Below are 17,426 nucleotides of genomic sequence, written 5' to 3'. Positions count from 1 at the left end.
GAAAGTGATCGGCGCCCTGTTCATGCTGATGATGCTGGCCGCGGTACTGGCCAGCGCGCTCGGCGTGGTGTGGACGCGTCACGAGAGCCGTGTGCTGTTCGTCAGTCTGACGGCTCTGCAAAACCAGCGCGACGATCTGAACATCGAATACGGCAAGCTCGAGCTGGAACAGGCGACGTATGCCGAGCCGCGTCACATCGATGACGAGGCTCGCCAGCGACTCGGCATGCTCGAGCCAACTCCGCAAGACATTCGGTTGTTGAGCCAATGAGCTGGCGCGAGCACATTACAGCCCCCCACCGGCAAAGTCGTCGTCACGGCGGCGGCCCCAGCGCACGCAGGCGCATGGTGGTGGTGGTGAGTCTGCTGGGGCTGGCATCGCTCGGGCTGATGGCACGCGCGTTCGATCTGCAGATCGTGCGCAAGCAGTTCTACCAGCAGCAGGGTGACGAGCGCTTCCTGCGCCAGATGCCGATCCCGGTATCGCGCGGCACCATTTTCGATCGCAATGGCGAGCCGCTGGCGGTGTCGACGCCGGTGATGTCGATCTGGGCCAATCCGTCCGAAGTCCTCGAGAACGCCGATCGCATCCCGGATCTGGCCAAGGCGCTGGGTGTGGATGCGGCCGAACTCGAGAGCCGGCTGGAGCAGCGCTCCAATCGCGAGTTTGTCTATCTGCGCCGGCAGATGCGGCCGGAAGCGGCGCAGGCGGTGCTGGACCTGGGTATTCCGGGCATCGATGGCCAGCGCGAATTCAAGCGCTATTACCCATCGGGCGAAGTGACTGCGCACGTGCTTGGTTTCACCAATATCGACGATCACGGCCAGGAAGGGCTGGAGCTGGCGTACGACGACTGGCTTTCCGGCAAGCCCGGCTCCAAGCAGGTCATCCGCGATGGCAAGGGACATGTGGTCGAGGATGTCGAGCAGATCCGTGCGCCGCAGCCCGGGCGCGATATCACGCTGAGCATCGATCGGCGCGTACAGTTTCTCGCCTATAGCGAGCTAAAGGCCGCGATCGAAAAATCGCAAGCCGATTCCGGCTCGATGGTGATCCTCGACGTGCAGACCGGCGAAGTGCTGGCGATGGTCAACCTGCCGACCTACAACCCGAACGCTGTGGGCGACACGCCGCCGGCGGGCCGCCGCAATCGCGCGATGACCGACGTGCTCGAACCCGGCTCGACGATCAAGCCGATCCTGATGGCCGCCGCGCTATCCAGCGGAAAATTCACCCCGACCAGCCCGCTGATCAATACGACCGGCGGCCATTGGTTTTATCTCGGTCACGATATCCATGACACGCATGACTGGGGCGTGCTGACACCGACGGGCGTGATCATGAAGTCCAGCAACGTGGGTGCCGCGCACATCGCGTCGGACCTCGATACCACGTTGATGTACGACACCTACCGCGCGTTCGGTTTCGGCACCAGCACCAACAGCGGCTTTCCCGGTGAAGCGTCCGGCCTGCTCAGGCCAGGAAGCCGCTGGGGTCTGCGCGACAAAGCCATTCTTGGCTACGGATACGGCTTGAACGTGACCGTGCTGCAGCTGGCCAATGCCTACAACACGATCGCCGATGGCGGCGTCATGCATCCGCCGACCTTCGTCAAGGGTGCCGACAACGACCCGAAGACCATCGTTGCGCCGCAGATCGCCACTGAACTGATCGGCATGCTCGAAACCACCACCCAGCCCGGTGGCACGGCAGCGCCGTACGCGTGGATCGCCAACTACATCGTCGCCGGCAAGACCGGCACGGCACACAAGGCTGCTGCGGGTGGTTACTCGAAGGACAACTACGGCGCCGCTTTTGCGGGCATGGTGCCGGCGACGAATCCACGACTGGCGGCAGCGGTGGTGGTCGACAATCCGCGCAAAGGCAGTTACTACGGTGGCTTGGTCTCGGGCCCCGTGTTTGCCAAAGTGATGGCCGGCGCGCTGCGCCTGCTCGATATACCACCAGACAACATCGGTCGCTGGTATGCCGGCGGTCCGCTGCAGGGTCAGAACGGGCTGACGGGTAACCAGGCACCGGTCGCGCCGAATATCGAAGAAGCACCAGCCGACGAGGCGACGCCATGAGCATCGGCCACCTCGATCAATTGCTGCTGGGGATCGCCGATGCGCAGGTCGCCGAAACGCCCGGTGCGAACCGCATCGTGGTGTCTGGGCTGACGCTCGATTCGCGCCAGGTGCGTCGTGGCGATGCATTTTTCGCCTTGCGCGGTTTGCATGGACATGGCATCGAATTTGCCGCGAACGCGGTACAGCGTGGCGCGCAAGTAGTGCTGGCCGAAGCGCCTGCCGTCGAGACGGAACCGTTGAATGTGCCGTTGCTGTGGATCGACGACCTGCATGCGCAGGTCGGCGAAATCGCGGCGCGTTTCTACGATCGTCCCGCCGAATCGATGCGTGTGATCGGCATCACCGGCACCAACGGCAAGACATCTTGCGTGCAGTTGCTGGCGCAAGCGCTGACCTTCCTGGGTCATCGCGCGGCCACCATCGGTACGCTCGGCGCAGGCCTGCACGGACAATTGCGCGAAGGCGAGCGCACCACGCCCGATGCGATCAGTGTGCAGGGACTGCTGGCGGGTTTTCGCGATGCCGGCGCCACTCATGTGGCGATGGAAGTTTCGTCGCACGCGCTGGAGCAGGGTCGTGTCGCGGCGGTGGACTTCGAGCTGGCGGCATTCACCAATCTCACCCGCGATCATCTGGACTATCACGGCAGCATGGAAGCCTATGGTGCGGCCAAGGCGAAGCTGTTCGCATGGCCGGGCCTGCAGGCCGCCGTGATCAATATCGACGATGCGTTCGGTCGTGAACTTGCGTCGCGATTGCCCGCTGGCGTGAAGCCCCTGCGGCTCAGTATGTCGGACGATCCCGATGCAGAGATTGCGGCCAGCGCCATCATTACCTCGGCCGAAGGTCTCGCTTTCCAGCTGCGCACACCGTGGGGCACGCATGCGTTGAGCAGTCATCTGCTTGGCCGTTTCAATGTTGCAAACCTGCTTACGGTAGTGGCTTGCCTTGGCGCGCTGGGTGAATCGTTTGAGCGCATCGTGGCTGCGGTCAAGATTTTGCAGCCGGTCAATGGCCGCATGAGTCGGCTTGGTGGCCAGCATCACCTGCCACTGGTCGTGGTCGACTACGCCCACACGCCGGATGCGCTGGAACAGACACTGACTGCGTTGCGCGCGCATTGCGCCGGTCGCCTGATCTGCGTGTTTGGCTGCGGCGGCGAACGCGACGCAGGCAAGCGCCCGGTGATGGGCGAGATCGCGGCGCGGATGGCGGATATCGCGATCGTGACCGACGATAACCCGCGCGGTGAAGACGGCGATGTCATCGTGGCGCAGATCGTCGCCGGCATGGGTGCGGCGCGGTCGATGGCCGTGGAGCGTGATCGCGCGGTGGCGATCGGTCATGCGTTGAAACTCGCACAGTCAGGCGACGTCGTGCTGATCGCCGGCAAGGGCCACGAAACCTATCAAGAAGGTGCTGCCGGCAAGCGACCGTTTGATGATCTGGCAGTAGCGCACGCGGCGCTTGAGCAGATGACGTGGGAGCCACGCGCATGATGCGGTTAAGCGCCATCGCCATGTGGACACACGGTCGGCTACTTCGCGCCGACTGCGTCGGGGCCGAGGCCTCCGGCGCGGACGTTGAGGTGACCGGCGTCGCGATCGATACGCGCAAGCTCCAGCCGGGAGACCTGTTCGTGGCGTTCAAGGGCGAGCATGTGGACGGCCATGACTTTCTTGCCCAGGCGGAGGCGCGTGGCGCTTCGGCCGCACTGGTCTCACGCAAGATCGACAGCAAGTTGCCGCAGGTGCTGGTTGACGACGTCGAGCTGGCGCTGGGCGACCTGGCCAGCGCCGCGCGTGCTCAACACAATGCGCGGGTGATCGGCATCACTGGTTCCAACGGCAAGACCACAGTGAAAACGCTGACGGCCTCCATCTTGTCGCTGCATGGCCGCACCCACGTCAACACCGGCAGCTACAACAACGAGATCGGCTTGCCGCTGACCTTGCTGGCGATGCCTGCGAACACCGAATACGCGGTCCTGGAAATGGGTGCCGGCAAGCCCGGCGACATCAGCTATCTCGCTGCCATCGCGCGGCCCGATATTGGCCTCGTCAATATCATCGCGCCAGCGCATCTTGAGCGGATGGGTAGCGTGGAAGGCGTCGCCGAAACCAAAGGCGCGCTGTATCAGGCGTTGCCAGCGGACGGCGTGGCGATCATCAATGCGGACGACGCGTTCGCCCGATTCTTTGGTGGACTGGCCGGTTCGCGCCGCGTGCTGAGCTTCGGCCTGGATCACAAGGCGGATGTGGGCGCTGACATCATCGAGCAGCGTGTGGATGGATCGCGTTTCGTGCTGAGCACGCCGGTAGGCGATGCCGAAGTGGCGCTACCGTTGTCGGGGCGGCACAACGTGGCCAATGCGCTGGCAGCTGCGGCGATTGCGCTGGCGCTGGATGTGCCGCTGGCGACGATTGTCACGGGACTGCAGCAGGCGCGCGCCGTCGAGGGTCGGCTCAAGCGCGAGGCCATGGCGGGCGGCTGGACGCTCATCGACGACAGCTACAACGCCAACCCCAGTTCGATGGCGGCCGCGATCGACACGTTGGCGTTGGCTTCCGGCGAGCGCTGGCTGGTGCTGGGCGACATGGCGGAACTGGGTGCGGATGCGCGCTCGCTGCACGCCGCTGTCGGCGCGCATGCGCAGCAGCATGGCATCGAGCGCCTGTTCGCCGTCGGTCCGTTGAGCGCCGCTGCGGTCGAGGCATTCGGCGCACAAGGTGAACATTTCGAGGACAAGGCTGCACTGATCGCTGCCTTGCAGTCACGCCTGCACACCGGCGTGACATGTCTGATCAAGGGCTCGCATTCAGCGGGCATGGAACAGGTAGTTGCTGAATTGAAGCAGGCTGCATTGAAACAGGCCAAATCAAAACCAGAAGGCGCATTGAAGGACCACAAGCCAGGGGAGGGCACTTCTCATGCTGCTTGAATTGGCCGACTGGATGGCACGGCATTTCACCGCGCTGCATCTGTTCCAGTACATCACCTTCCGTACCATCATGGCGGCGCTCACGGCGCTGGCAGTGTCATTGCTGCTGGGCCCCGCGCTGATCCGCAAACTGAGCGCACTCAAGGCCGGCCAGGTGGTACGCAGTGATGGCCCGCAGACGCATCTGGTCAAGGCTGGCACGCCGACCATGGGCGGCGTGATGATCCTGCTCTCGGTCACTATCGCCACCTTGCTGTGGGCCGACCTGCAGAACCGCTACGTATGGGTCGTGCTGGCGGTGATGCTCGCGTATGGGGCGATCGGCTTTTACGACGACTACCGCAAATTGGTACTGAAGGACAGCCGTGGGCTGGCCAGCCGCTGGAAGTATTTCTGGCAATCGGTGTTCGGTCTCGGCGCAGCCCTTTTCCTTTACTACAGCGCGCCACATGCGATCGGCACTCTGCCGGTAGCCGAGACCGCGTTGTACGTGCCGCTGTTCAAGCACGTCGTGCTGCCGATGGGTCTGTTCTTCGTGGTGGTGACCTACTTCATGATCGTCGGGTTCTCCAATGCGGTGAACCTCACCGACGGTCTGGACGGTTTGGCCATCATGCCGACCGTGCTGGTTTCCGGAGCGCTTGGCATGTTCGCGTATCTGGCCGGCAACAAGGTGTTTTCCGAATACCTCGGCATTCCCTCGATCCCGGGCGCGGGCGAGCTGGCGATCTTCTGCGGTGCGCTGGCGGGCTCGGGGCTCGGCTTCCTGTGGTTCAACACGTATCCGGCGCAGGTGTTCATGGGTGACGTCGGCGCGCTGGCGATGGGCGCGGCACTCGGTTGCGTCGCCGTGATCGTGCGTCAGGAAATCGTGTTGCTGGTGATGGGCGGCGTGTTCGTGATGGAAACCGTCTCGGTGATGTTGCAGGTGGCGAGCTTCAAGCTCACCGGCAAACGCATCTTCCGCATGGCGCCGATCCATCACCATTTCGAATTGAAGGGCTGGCCCGAGCCCCGCGTGATCGTGCGTTTCTGGATCATCAGCGTCGTGCTGGTGCTGGTCGGTCTTGCCACGTTGAAGGTGCGCTGATGTTCGACTTCGACAGCAACCAGGCAACACGTCGACAAGGCCCGCGCGGCAGCTTCGATCTGCCGTTGCTGGTCGCGCTGATCGGACTGGCCAGCGTGGGCGTGGTGATGGTCGCCTCCAGTTCGATCGCGGTCGCTGACAGCGAGCACAAGGGTGCGTTCTACTTCCTGATTCATCATCTTGTTTTTCTGAGCCTCGGCCTTGTTGCGACCGCCTTCGCGATGCGCACCGAACTCAAGCTGTTCGAAAAGTATGCGTTCCATCTGATGCTGCTCGCATTTGCGATGCTGCTGGCAGTGTTCATTCCGCACTTCGGCATGCGGATCAATGGTGCGCGGCGCTGGCTGAATCTGCTGGTGACCAGCTTTCAGCCGGTCGAAGCGGTGAAGCTGATCCTGGTGACATACATCGCCAGCTATCTGGTGCGCCATCGCGAAAGTGTGGAAACGCGTTTCCTCGGCCTGATCAAACCGATCATGGTTGCCGGCATCATCGTGCTGATGCTGTTGGCGCAACCTGACTTCGGCTCAGCCACGCTGGTTATCGCGGTGACCATCGCCATGGTCTGGCTCGGCGGCGCGCGGCCGATTTTCCTGTTCATCATGGGCTTGCCGCTGATGCCCCTGCTGTACATCGCAGCGACTGGCGAGAGCTATCGCATGAAGCGGTTGACCACTTTCCTGCATCCGTGGGATCACCCGTTCGATGACGGCTTCCAGCTGACCCAGTCGCTGATGGCGATCGGTCGCGGTGAATGGACCGGCGTGGGGCTCGGCTCGAGCGTGCTGAAGCTGTCCTATCTGCCGGAGGCGCACACCGACTTCATCTTTGCAGTGATCGGCGAGGAGCTCGGGCTGGCCGGCGTAGTGCTGGTGATGGGCTTGTTCGCGCTGGCGGTAGGTCGCGGTCTGTATCTTGGCTTGAAAGGCGTCGAGATCGGCCAGCGCTTCGCCGGCTACGTCGCGTTCGGTATCTCGCTGATGCTGGCGATGCAGGCGATCGTTTCGGTGGGCGTGAATCTGGGTGCATTGCCGACCAAGGGACTGACCCTGCCGCTCATCAGCTACGGCGGTTCGTCGATGGTGCTGACTTGCGCGATGGCAGGCGTGCTGCTGCGGGCCACCTTCGAGATCAACCGCGCGCTGGATGCGCGTGAAGTCACCAGGCGCCTGCCAGCGGCCGTGGTCGCGGCCGATGCAGGTATCGCGCTCAAGCCGCGTGAGGCGGTGGCCGCATGAACGCATCAGCACCCGTCCTGATCATGGCCGGCGGCACCGGCGGCCACATCTTTCCCGGCTTGGCTGTTGCCGAGTGTCTGCGTGCCCAAGGCGTGCCGGTGGTTTGGCTGGGAGCCGTGGGTGGCATGGAGACTCGCGTGGTGCCGGCACATCAGCTCGAGCTGCACACCGTGGCAGTCGGCGGCCTGCGCGGCAAAGGTTTGAAGACACGCTTGCTGGCGCCGCTGATGCTGCTGCGGGCGTTGTGTGCGTCGCTGCTGGTATTGCGCAGGATCAAGCCGCGCAGCGTGCTGTCGATGGGCGGCTACGTGGCGGGTCCCGGTGGTCTCGCCGCATGGTTGCTGCGGCGGCCATTGCTGGTGCATGAACAGAATCGCGTGGCCGGTTTCACCAATCGCAAGCTGGCCACGATCGCCAAACGCGTGCTGGCCGGTTTTGCCGATGCGCTGCCGCAGGCCGAATGGGTCGGCAATCCGGTGCGCGGCGCGATTGCGGCGCTGCCGATACCGACGCAGCGCATGGCTGGCCGCAGTGGCAAGCCGCGGCTGTTGGTGCTCGGCGGGAGCCTTGGCGCGCGCGCCTTGAACCAGGTGTTGCCGCAGGCGTTGTCGCAATTGACGGCGTCCGAGCGTCCAGAGGTGTTGCATCAAGCGGGCAGCCGCGGTCTCGACGAGGCACGCGAGGCCTATGCGAATGCCGGCGTCGAGGCACAAGTAGTGCCGTTCATCGACGACATGGCGGCCAGCTACGGTTGGGCCGATCTAGCCGTGTGCCGTGCCGGCGCGCTGACTCTGGCCGAACTCACGGCCGCGGGACTCGGCGCGCTGCTGGTGCCATTTCCGCACGCGGTGGACGACCACCAAACACGCAACGGCGAAGTACTGGTGGCGGTCGGCGCCGCCGAGTTGATTCAGGAGCGTGATCTGGACGTACAGCAATTGGCGCAGCGGCTGACATCGCTGTTGCAGGATCGCCCGCGGATGATCGCGATGGCCGTTGCGGCCCGCACCCTGGCCAAGCCCGACGCGGCCCAAGTCATCGCGCGCGCCTGCATGGAGGTCGCCGCATGACGCCCCGTCGCCTGCATGCGCACGAAGATCTGATGAGCACGTTTCGTCGGGTGCACTTCATCGGTATTGGTGGTGTCGGCATGAGCGGCATCGCCGAGGTGCTGCACAATCTGGGATACGCGGTATCCGGTTCGGACCGCGCGAATTCGTCGACGGCTCAGCGGCTTCAGCAGCTGGGCATCACCGTGCATGTCGGTCATGCCGCCGAACATGTGGGCGATGCCGACGTGGTGGTCACCTCGAGCGCGATCAAACAGGATAACCCCGAGCTGGTGACGGCGCGTGCCGCGCGCATCCCGGTGATACCGCGGGCGGAGATGCTCGGCGAGCTGATGCGTTTCCGCCGCGGCGTCGCCATTGCCGGTACCCACGGCAAGACCACCACCACCAGTCTCACCGCCAGCGTGCTGGCCGAGGCTGGCTATGACCCGACGTTCGTGATCGGTGGTCAGCTGAATGCGGCTGGCGCGAATGCACGGCTGGGCACGGGCCAGTATCTGGTGGCGGAAGCTGACGAATCGGATGGTTCGTTCCTGATGTTGTCGCCAGTGATCGCTGCGGTCACCAATATCGACGTCGATCATCTTGAAAACTATGGCGGCGACTTCGCGCAGGTGAAGAAGGCGTTTGCCGATTTCCTGCATCGGCTGCCGTTCTATGGACTGGCCGTGTTGTGTGTGGACGATCCGGAAGTTGCCGAGTTGGCGAAGTCCACCCCGCGCCGCGTGATGACGTACGGCATCGATACCCCGGACGCCGACGTGCGCGCGGTGGATCTGACCCAGCACGGCTTCGAAATGCATTTCAACCTGCTGTTGCCGGGTCGCGACGAACCGCTGCCAGTCAAGCTCAATCTGCCAGGCCGGCACAACGTGCTGAACGCTTTGGCCGCTGCCGCGATCGGCTGGCAGCTGGGTGTCGAGGCACGCGCGATCGCGCATGCACTGGAGCACTTCCAGGGCGTCGGCCGGCGCTTCCACCGACGCGGCGACATCATGCTTGATCAAGGCAGTGTGTTGCTGATCGACGACTATGGCCATCATCCGCGCGAGCTCGCCGCGGTGTTCGCCGCGGCGCGCGGTGGCTGGCCGGATCGCCGCCTGGTGGTTGGTTTCCAGCCACATCGCTACAGCCGCACGCGCGATCTGCTGGATGACTTCGCGAACGTGCTGGCCGAGGCCGACGTGCTGGTGCTGACGGACGTCTATCCGGCGGGTGAGGCGCCTATTGCCGGTGCCGATGGCCGCGCGCTGGCGCGCGCCGTACGTGCGCGCGGCAAGGTCGACCCGGTACTGATCGAGCATCCGCGTGAATTGAAAGACACCTTGCCGACCCTGTTGCATGACGGCGATCTGCTGTTGTTGCTGGGTGCCGGCGACATCGGCACGGCGGCGCTTGAGCTGGCGCAGGCCGGCCATCTGAGGACAGGCAAGTGAACAGCGACAACGTCAACAAGATCAGCAGCAGGATCACCGATCCCGCCCAGTTCGGCCGCGTCGCCGTGGTGATGGGCGGTAGCTCGGCCGAGCGCGAAGTGTCGCTCGATTCCGGCCGCAACGTGCTGGCCGCGCTGCAGGCGCGGGGTATCGATGCGCATGCGATCGACGGAATTCCTGCTCTACTGGACGCACTGCGCGCCGGTCACTTCGCCCGCGTGTTCAACATCCTGCACGGCCAGCATGGCGGTGGTGAGGATGGTGTGCTGCAGGGAGCGCTGGAGTCGCTCAACGTACCGTATACGGGTTCAGGCGTGCTCGGCTCCGCGCTGTCGATGGACAAGACGCGCTCCAAGCGGGTGTGGCAGTCGCTCGGATTGCCGACACCGAAATTCGCCGCATTGCCGCGCGGTGCGGATGTGCATGCGGCGGCGCGCCAGATTGGTTTCCCGCTGATCGTGAAGCCCGCTTCCGAAGGTTCCAGCGTCGGTGTGACCCGCGTGTTTGCGGAAAGCGATCTGGATGAGGCAGTCAAGCTCGCGGTGAAATATCCGGGCGACCTGCTGATGGAGACACTGATCGAGGGCGACGAGCTGACCGTCGCGATTCTCGGTCGCGAGGTGTTGCCGAGCATCCATATCGTGCCGAAGGCGGCGTTCTACGACTACAACGCGAAGTACATCGCCGAAGACACTCAATACATCTGCCCCGGCCTCGACGGCGCGGCTGAAAGTGACATACGCGCGCTGTCACTGGATGCGTTCGATGCCCTCGGCTGTGCCGGCTGGGGTAGGGTCGATGTGATGCGCGATGCCGCCGGTCGCAACTGGCTGCTGGAAGTGAACACTGCGCCGGGCATGACCTCGCACTCGCTGGTGCCGAAGGCGGCTGCGGCTGCGGGCGTCGATTACCAGGAACTGTGCTGGCGCGTGCTCGAAACCAGTTTCCGGGGGGGCGCATGAGAGGAGCCGTTCGCTTCGTTGCCTGGTGTTTGGCCATTGCGCTGATCGCGCTGCCGATCGTCGGCGTGCTGCGCGGATGGTTTGCGGCCAATCGCTGGCCGGTGACCGAGCTGACCGTGCAGGCGGAGTTCAAGCATGTGAGTGCGCCCGAAATCCGCGCCGTGGTGTTGCCGCGCCTCGGCAAGGGCTTCTTCGCACTGGATCTCGACTCGGTGCAGAAAGCCGTCGCTGCCTTGCCGTGGGTGGAGTCGGTGGAGGCACGCAAGCGCTGGCCGGATACCTTGCTGCTGCGCATCTACGAACGTCAGCCGTTCGCGCGCTGGAACGACAAACAGCTGATCAGCCGGCAAGGCCTGGTGTTCGACGCGCCGGGTGCGACCGACACCGATGCATTGCCGGATCTGCGTGGGCCGGATGCGCGGCTGGCCGAAGTGGTGAGCTTCTATGCGGACACGCTGAAGGCGTTCGCCGGCACCCATCTGCTGATCACCGGCGTTGCGCTGACCGAGCGCGGCAGCTGGAGCGTCACGACCGCCAGCGGCGCGCAGATCGTGATCGGCGATCGCGATCAGGCTGGCCGACGGTTGCACCGTTTCCTCAATGTCTACCCGCAGTTGATGGCCGGTCATACCGACGGCTTCACCTACGCCGATCTTCGCTACACCAATGGATTTGCCGTGCGCTGGCCGCAGTTGCCGGTCGCTACCCACGCTGGAGGCTCGCCCCGCACATGAAACCGCGCAACGACAAACAACTGGTAGTCGGTCTTGATATCGGCACCTCGAAAGTGGTGGCGATCGTCGGCGAGTACGAGCCAGGCGAGCCGATCACGGTGATCGGCATCGGTACGCATGTCTCCCGCGGCATGAAACGCGGCTCGGTGGTCGACATCGAATCGACCGTGCACTCGATCCAGCGCGCGGTGGAAGAAGCCGAGCTTATGGCCGGCTGCGACATTAGGTCAGTGTACGCATCGATCTCCGGCAGCCATCTGGAAACCCGCAACTCACACGGCAACGCAGCGATCCGCGACCGTGAAGTGACCGCGGCTGACCTGGAGCAAGTGCTGGAAGCGGCCAGCGCGGTGGCGATCCCGGCTGACCGCAAGGTGCTCTACAAGGAGTCGCAGGAATACCGCATCGACGGCCAGGACGGTATCCGCTCACCGGTGGGCATGAGCGGCGTGCGGCTCGAGGCAAACGTTCATCTGGTTACCGGTGCGGCCGCCGCGGTGCAGAACATCAGCAAGTGCATCCAGCGTTGCGGACTGTCGGTGGACGAACTGGTGCCGTCAGCCTTGGCCAGTGCGAAGGCCGTGCTGACCGACGACGAGCGCGAGCTCGGCGTGTGCCTGGTCGACATCGGCGCCGGCACTACCGACATCGCGATCTATACCCAGGGCTCGATCCGCTATACCGCCTCGCTGCCGGTCGGCGGCGATCAGGTCACCAGCGATATCGCCTATGGCGTGCACACGCCGACCGCGCATGCGGAGGAAATCAAGATCAAGTACGCCTGTGCGCAGACAGGGCTGGCGCATGCCGAGGAGACTATTCAGGTCCCCAGCGTCGGCGATCGTCCGCCGCGCCGTCTCGCGCGGCAGTCGCTCGCACAGAGTGTGCAGGCGCGCTACGAGGAAATCTTCGAGATGGTGCAGGACCAGCTGCGCCGCTCCGGCTACGAGAGTTTGGTGGCTGCCGGAGTGGTGCTGACGGGCGGCGCCTCGAAGATGGAAGGCGCGCTGGAGCTGGCCGAGGAGATCTTCCACAAGATGGTGCGCATTGGCGTGCCGCAGCAGATCAGCGGCCTCGGCGAAGTCGTCTCCAGCCCGCTGCACTCCACCGGGGTGGGCCTGCTGCTGCACGGCATGCGCGCGGGCGGCATGCGCGGCAGTGGGCCGGTCGGCGGCAACGTCGGCGGGCTGGTTGGCAAGTTGCGTGGCTGGATTACCAGGAATTTCTGACAGCGGCACATTGATTTTTTTTGGTGGTGCAGGGAGCGCCACCAAGGGCGAAAGGATGTTTGCCCACCACCGTGGACCGGCAGGTGTCGCGTTCCATGGTTACAACGACAACAACTCTACGGAGGACGGGAAATGTTTGAACTGATTGAAAAACTAGCACCCAATGCAGTGATCAAAGTGATTGGCGTAGGCGGTGGTGGCGGCAATGCCGTGGCGCACATGCTGAATGCCAATATCGAAGGCGTCGAATTCATCGTCGCCAACACCGACGCGCAAGCAATGACCAGCTGCAGCTCGCGCACCCACTTGCAGCTGGGCGGCAACGTGACCAAGGGTCTCGGTGCCGGCGCCAACCCCGAGGTCGGCCGTCAGGCCGCACTGGAAGACCGTGAGCGCATCGAGGCCATGCTCGAAGGGGCCGACATGGTGTTCATCACCGCCGGCATGGGCGGTGGTACCGGTACCGGCGCGGCGCCGGTGGTGGCACAGCTGGCCAAGGAAAAGGGCATCCTCACCGTGGCGGTGGTCACCAAGCCGTTCCCGTTCGAGGGTCGCCGGCGCATGCAGGTCGCCCTGAAGGGTATCGAGGACTTGTCGCAGCATGTCGACTCCTTGATCACCGTGCCAAACGAGAAGCTGCTCAGCGTGCTCGGCCGCGAAGTCACCCTGCTGAATGCGTTCAAGGCCGCCAATGACGTGTTGCAGGGCGCCGTGCAGGGCATTGCCGACCTGATCACCGCCCCGGGCCTGATCAATGTCGACTTTGCCGACGTGCGCACCGTGATGTCAGAAATGGGCTTGGCGATGATGGGCTCGGGTACGGCTCGTGGCGACGACCGCGCACAGGCGGCTGCCGAGGCGGCGATCAAGAACCCGCTGCTGGAAGACGTCAATCTCAACGGCGCCTGCGGCATCCTGGTCAACGTCACGGCCGGTCCGAACCTGACCATGCGCGAGTTCGACGAGATCGGCCGGATCATCCATGACTTCGCCAGCGAAGACGCCACCGTGGTGATCGGCACCTCGCTTGACCCGGAAATGAAGGACGACGTGCGTGTCACCGTGGTGGCCACCGGCCTCAACCGTGCCGTGGCTTCGCGCCAGTCGATCCGCATGGTCGAGACCCAGCAGGTGCAGATGCGCCCGCGGCCCGTGGTGCTGCGTACCGGTACCGGCAATGAAGTAGTGGACTACGCGCAACCGGAGATGACCATCAGCAGCACTAACCGTGCAGAGGCCGCCGTGGCTCCCGGAAAGGGTGCTGAGCCGGGCTTCGACTACCTGGATATTCCAGCGTTTCTGCGTCGTCAGGCCGACTGAAGCGGGTCGACTCAACCTGAATAGCGCAAATTAACGTTAAGGAGATGCAAAAAAATTGAACAAACGCCCGTTGGGCTTGTCAGTCAACCATCGTGTCAGTTGCGGCCGTTCCGTCCGCGGCTTGACCAATTCAGTTTCGGTCGGCTTTCTTTAGCGACGGAATGTGTTGATAGGCAACGGCCAGTCAGGTGCTCATGCGAGTAGCGACGAGACGATGCGCCTGGATGGCGCAAGACCACAGCCAGGCGGGTTTGCCCGCTATGGCCGGTCCGATGTTCGTGCCGGATTCCCGTCCCAGGCACGGACGTCGCGTCGATGCGCAGATGCTTGGTCGGGGAGCAGGGTCCGAATGTCCTCCATCTCAAGGATGAAAGAAACATGAAGGTCCAATCATACTGTACGGTACGGTTTGCTATTGCCACAGGTTAAAACTGTGTTAGCATCCGCTCCTGATTGGCTGCTACCTCCACAGGTACCAACAAAAATGATCAAGCAGCGTACGCTTAAAAATATCATCCGAGCCACCGGTGTCGGCTTGCACACCGGCGACAAGGTGTACATGACGCTACGTCCGGCAGCGCCGAACACCGGCATCATCTTTCGCCGCACGGATCTCAATCCGCCGGTGGACATTCGCGCCCGCCAGGACAACGTCGGCGACACTCGACTGTCGACCACGCTGGTCAATGGTGCCGCCCGCGTTTCCACGGTCGAGCATCTGCTGTCGGCAATGGCTGGCCTGGGCATCGACAATGCCTACGTCGACCTGTCAGCGCCGGAAGTGCCGATCATGGATGGCAGCGCCGGGCCCTTCGTGTTCCTGCTGCAATCGGCCGGTATCGAAGAACAGAATGTGGCGAAGCGCTTCATCCGCATCAAGAAGTCGGTGAAAGTGCAGGACGGCGACAAGTGGGCCAGCTTCGATCCGTTCGAGGGCTTCAAGGTCGGCTTCTCGATCGACTTCAATCACCCGATCATCAGCAAACGTACCTCCCGTGCGGAAATCGATTTCTCCACCACCTCCTTCGTCAAGGAAGTGAGTCGCGCACGCACCTTCGGCTTCATGCGTGACATCGAGGCGATGCGCGAGCAGAACCTGGCGCTGGGCGGCTCGATGGACAACGCCGTGGTGTTGGATGACTACCGCGTATTGAACGAAGACGGCCTGCGCTACGAGGACGAGTTCGTCAAACACAAGATTCTCGACGCGATCGGCGATCTGTACCTGCTTGGCCACAGCCTGATTGGCGCCTACCACGCACACAAATCCGGCCATGAGCTCAACAACAAGTTGCTGCGCACGTTGATGGCCGACGCCACGGCGTGGGAAGAGGTCAGCTATCAGGACGATCCGGCCACCTCGCCGATCTCCTACGCGCACCCTGCACAGGCGATCTGATTCCGCCTGCCGCCCGTCGGTTGCTCCGACTAGCCAAGAAGGCCGTGTCTATGACACGGCTTTTTTTGTGACGCAAGTCACACTTTGACGGGTTTTCTTCACGCCCTGAATACGCGCCGCGGTGTTCCCAAACGGTCGCGCATGGTATAAACCCATCCTTCTGCAACAGACTGCGACCGACTTATGAGGGCCGCCAAAGCAGGAAAGAGTCGATTCAGGGCGCCAGGTGCGTTCCGTCGGCTCCGGAATCAGCGGTTTCGGCGAGGGACGCCAGCTCAAGGAACAGAACCCGTAGTTCGGGGTCTGAGATTGACGCCGCGGCGGCCCGAAGATGGGTGGCTGCGGCGGGCGAAAGCGGTTTAGACCGATCCGGCTCTGTTGCAACCGGTGGTTGGGGGACCACTTTCACGGTGACTGAACTGGCGCATGTGCCGATGGCATGTGCGGCGGCAAGGATCTGTGTCTGCATCAAGCGCAGGCGCGATGCCCAAGCCGGTGAAGACGCCAAAAAGATGAGGCGGTCGTTGCGCAAGTTGGCGAATTTTACCTGCTCGCGTAACGGTGACGGCAGCGTCTGACGTAGTGCGCGATCCAGCGCTTCCAGCGCGCCGGCCTTTTTGGCCAGCGTCGCGAAGGAGCCACAGTCGACGATGGATTTCGGTCCATTGCCGATACGGCGGGAAGTGGCCTGATTGGGCTTGGCCTGATTGGGGCTGGCTGGAGCGAAGCGCTGCATGGTGCCGAATTCGACTTTGGAAAGACATGCAAATCATACTCGTGTCACGTGCCAGGAAATTGCCCAAAACCCTTGATTTGGCGGATCGGCGCCTGCGCTGGAAGCTGCTTTCGATGCTCACGCTGGCGGTGCTCGGCTGCGTAGGCTTAGGGGTGGCGCTGGCCTTGACGGTCGCCAGTCCGCGCGACCGCGCGCTGGGTGAAATCCACGATCTGCAACAGCAGATTCAACAGCAGAATGGCCAGTTGGGCGGTGTACGCCAGGATGCCCAGCGTGGGCTCGATGCGCTGGCGATCAAATTGGGCCAGTTGCAGGCCCAGTCCACCCGTCTGAACGCCTTGGGCGAGCGGCTGGCCCAGGTGGGCAAGCTTGACGACGGTGAGTTCAATTTCGACCAGCAGCCACCGGTTGGCGGTATCGAGGACGTTGGCGGCAGTGCTTACGCCTTGCCGCAGGCGCTGGACAGCAGCATCAACCAGCTTGCCGGCCAGTTCGACATCCAGCAGGCGCAATTGTCGGCGCTGCAGAGCCTGTTGCTGGACGCGAAGATCGAATCGAATCTGAAACCCACCGGGATGCCGGTGCCAGGCTATATCTCATCCTATTTCGGTGTGCGTGCGGATCCATTCGATGGCCGTTCCGCGCGGCATACCGGGATCGACATCGCCACTCCAATTGGCACGCCGGTGCATGCCGTGGCCGAGGGCATGGTGACGTTTGCAGGCGTCCGCAGTGGCTACGGCAACGTGATCGAGATTGATCATGGCAACGGCTACATGACCCGCTACGCGCACAACAGCGCGCTGGAAGTGCGCCCCGGCCAGCATGTGCAGGTGGGCGACGTGGTCGCCGATGCCGGTTCCACCGGTCGCTCGACCGGGTCGCATGTGCATTTCGAGGTCTGGTACGACGGCCGGGTGGTCAATCCGCTGGCCTTTGTGCGCAATCATCGGTAGAACGACCGGCCTTGCGGCGGCCAGCCCCTTGAATCCGCTGGTTGCCGACGCCATCCCGGTTCACGGAATCGGCACGCACTGATGGGCGTGCTTTGATGAGCCCTGCCTTTATGAACCGTGCTTTGCGGGCCGTGGTTTTGCGGGCCGTGCTTTTGTGGGCATGTAGTAATATGCCTGATTGGTCCGCGCCTGTTGCGGACATTCTGTTACCCAATCCGGAAGAT

General features: G+C 63.4%; 15 protein-coding genes. 14 read left to right on the top strand and 1 reads right to left on the bottom strand.

Annotated features, from left to right (window positions below; translation table 11 throughout):
- Nucleotides 1–7 precede the first annotated feature (7 nt).
- The 13 genes from ftsL (at nt 8) to lpxC (ending at nt 15,510) form a co-directional block, all read left to right on the top strand.
- Entirely contained in the window at nt 8–271 is a 264-nt protein-coding gene (gene ftsL / locus HDE77_RS04055) for a cell division protein FtsL (RefSeq protein WP_184416023.1), read from the top strand.
- Nucleotides 268–2,088, top strand: a complete 1,821-nt coding sequence (locus HDE77_RS04050) for a penicillin-binding protein 2 (protein WP_184415874.1) — start codon at nt 268–270, stop codon at nt 2,086–2,088. Before ftsL ends, HDE77_RS04050 begins: the two co-directional genes overlap by 4 nt.
- Complete coding sequence (locus tag HDE77_RS04045) at nt 2,085–3,590, top strand: UDP-N-acetylmuramoyl-L-alanyl-D-glutamate--2,6-diaminopimelate ligase (protein WP_184415873.1); 1,506 nt, start codon at nt 2,085–2,087, stop codon at nt 3,588–3,590. Before HDE77_RS04050 ends, HDE77_RS04045 begins: the two co-directional genes overlap by 4 nt.
- The gene (gene murF / locus HDE77_RS04040) at nt 3,587–5,032 is read left to right on the top strand and encodes a UDP-N-acetylmuramoyl-tripeptide--D-alanyl-D-alanine ligase (protein ID WP_184415872.1); all 1,446 of its coding nucleotides are present in this window, start codon (nt 3,587–3,589) and stop codon (nt 5,030–5,032) included. The genes HDE77_RS04045 and murF overlap by 4 nt, the downstream gene beginning before the upstream one ends.
- Nucleotides 5,022–6,122: a phospho-N-acetylmuramoyl-pentapeptide-transferase gene (gene mraY / locus HDE77_RS04035; protein WP_184415871.1), complete on the top strand. Its 1,101-nt coding sequence runs from the start codon at nt 5,022–5,024 to the stop codon at nt 6,120–6,122. The genes murF and mraY overlap by 11 nt, the downstream gene beginning before the upstream one ends.
- Nucleotides 6,122–7,360 (top strand): putative lipid II flippase FtsW, encoded by a 1,239-nt coding sequence (ftsW, locus tag HDE77_RS04030; RefSeq protein WP_184415870.1) that lies wholly within the window; start codon nt 6,122–6,124, stop codon nt 7,358–7,360. Before mraY ends, ftsW begins: the two co-directional genes overlap by 1 nt.
- Complete coding sequence (gene murG / locus HDE77_RS04025) at nt 7,357–8,430, top strand: undecaprenyldiphospho-muramoylpentapeptide beta-N-acetylglucosaminyltransferase (protein ID WP_184415869.1); 1,074 nt, start codon at nt 7,357–7,359, stop codon at nt 8,428–8,430. Before ftsW ends, murG begins: the two co-directional genes overlap by 4 nt.
- Entirely contained in the window at nt 8,427–9,866 is a 1,440-nt protein-coding gene (murC, locus tag HDE77_RS04020; RefSeq protein WP_184415868.1) for a UDP-N-acetylmuramate--L-alanine ligase, read from the top strand. The genes murG and murC overlap by 4 nt, the downstream gene beginning before the upstream one ends.
- Nucleotides 9,867–9,886: 20 nt before the next feature.
- Nucleotides 9,887–10,828: a D-alanine--D-alanine ligase gene (locus HDE77_RS04015; RefSeq protein WP_184416022.1), complete on the top strand. Its 942-nt coding sequence runs from the start codon at nt 9,887–9,889 to the stop codon at nt 10,826–10,828.
- Nucleotides 10,825–11,562 carry a cell division protein FtsQ/DivIB gene (locus HDE77_RS04010; RefSeq protein WP_184415867.1) on the top strand — a complete coding sequence of 246 codons (738 nt, stop codon included), beginning with the start codon at nt 10,825–10,827 and terminating at the stop codon, nt 11,560–11,562. The genes HDE77_RS04015 and HDE77_RS04010 overlap by 4 nt, the downstream gene beginning before the upstream one ends.
- Complete coding sequence (ftsA, locus tag HDE77_RS04005) at nt 11,559–12,791, top strand: cell division protein FtsA (protein ID WP_184415866.1); 1,233 nt, start codon at nt 11,559–11,561, stop codon at nt 12,789–12,791. Before HDE77_RS04010 ends, ftsA begins: the two co-directional genes overlap by 4 nt.
- 132 nt (nt 12,792–12,923) lie before the next feature.
- Nucleotides 12,924–14,111 (top strand): cell division protein FtsZ, encoded by a 1,188-nt coding sequence (gene ftsZ, locus HDE77_RS04000; RefSeq protein ID WP_184415865.1) that lies wholly within the window; start codon nt 12,924–12,926, stop codon nt 14,109–14,111.
- 484 nt (nt 14,112–14,595) lie between these two features.
- A complete protein-coding gene (gene lpxC, locus HDE77_RS03995; RefSeq protein ID WP_184415864.1) occupies nt 14,596–15,510 on the top strand; it encodes a UDP-3-O-acyl-N-acetylglucosamine deacetylase in 915 nt (304 codons plus the stop codon).
- 214 nt (nt 15,511–15,724) lie between these two features.
- Here the strand turns inward: lpxC and HDE77_RS03990 are convergent, their stop codons facing one another.
- Nucleotides 15,725–16,246 (bottom strand): DciA family protein, encoded by a 522-nt coding sequence (locus tag HDE77_RS03990; protein ID WP_184415863.1) that lies wholly within the window; start codon nt 16,244–16,246, stop codon nt 15,725–15,727.
- Between the two features lie 26 nt (nt 16,247–16,272).
- Between HDE77_RS03990 and HDE77_RS03985 the strand changes: the two genes are divergently transcribed.
- A complete protein-coding gene (locus tag HDE77_RS03985; RefSeq protein WP_184415862.1) occupies nt 16,273–17,202 on the top strand; it encodes a M23 family metallopeptidase in 930 nt (309 codons plus the stop codon).
- The last annotated feature ends 224 nt before the right edge of the window (nt 17,203–17,426 follow it).

The sequence above is a fragment of the Rhodanobacter sp. MP7CTX1 genome (assembly GCF_014205795.1).
Taxonomy (GTDB): Bacteria; Pseudomonadota; Gammaproteobacteria; order Xanthomonadales; family Rhodanobacteraceae; genus Rhodanobacter.
The sequence above is the reverse complement of the archived record's forward strand: the minus strand, read 5'-3'. Positions and strand labels throughout refer to the sequence as shown.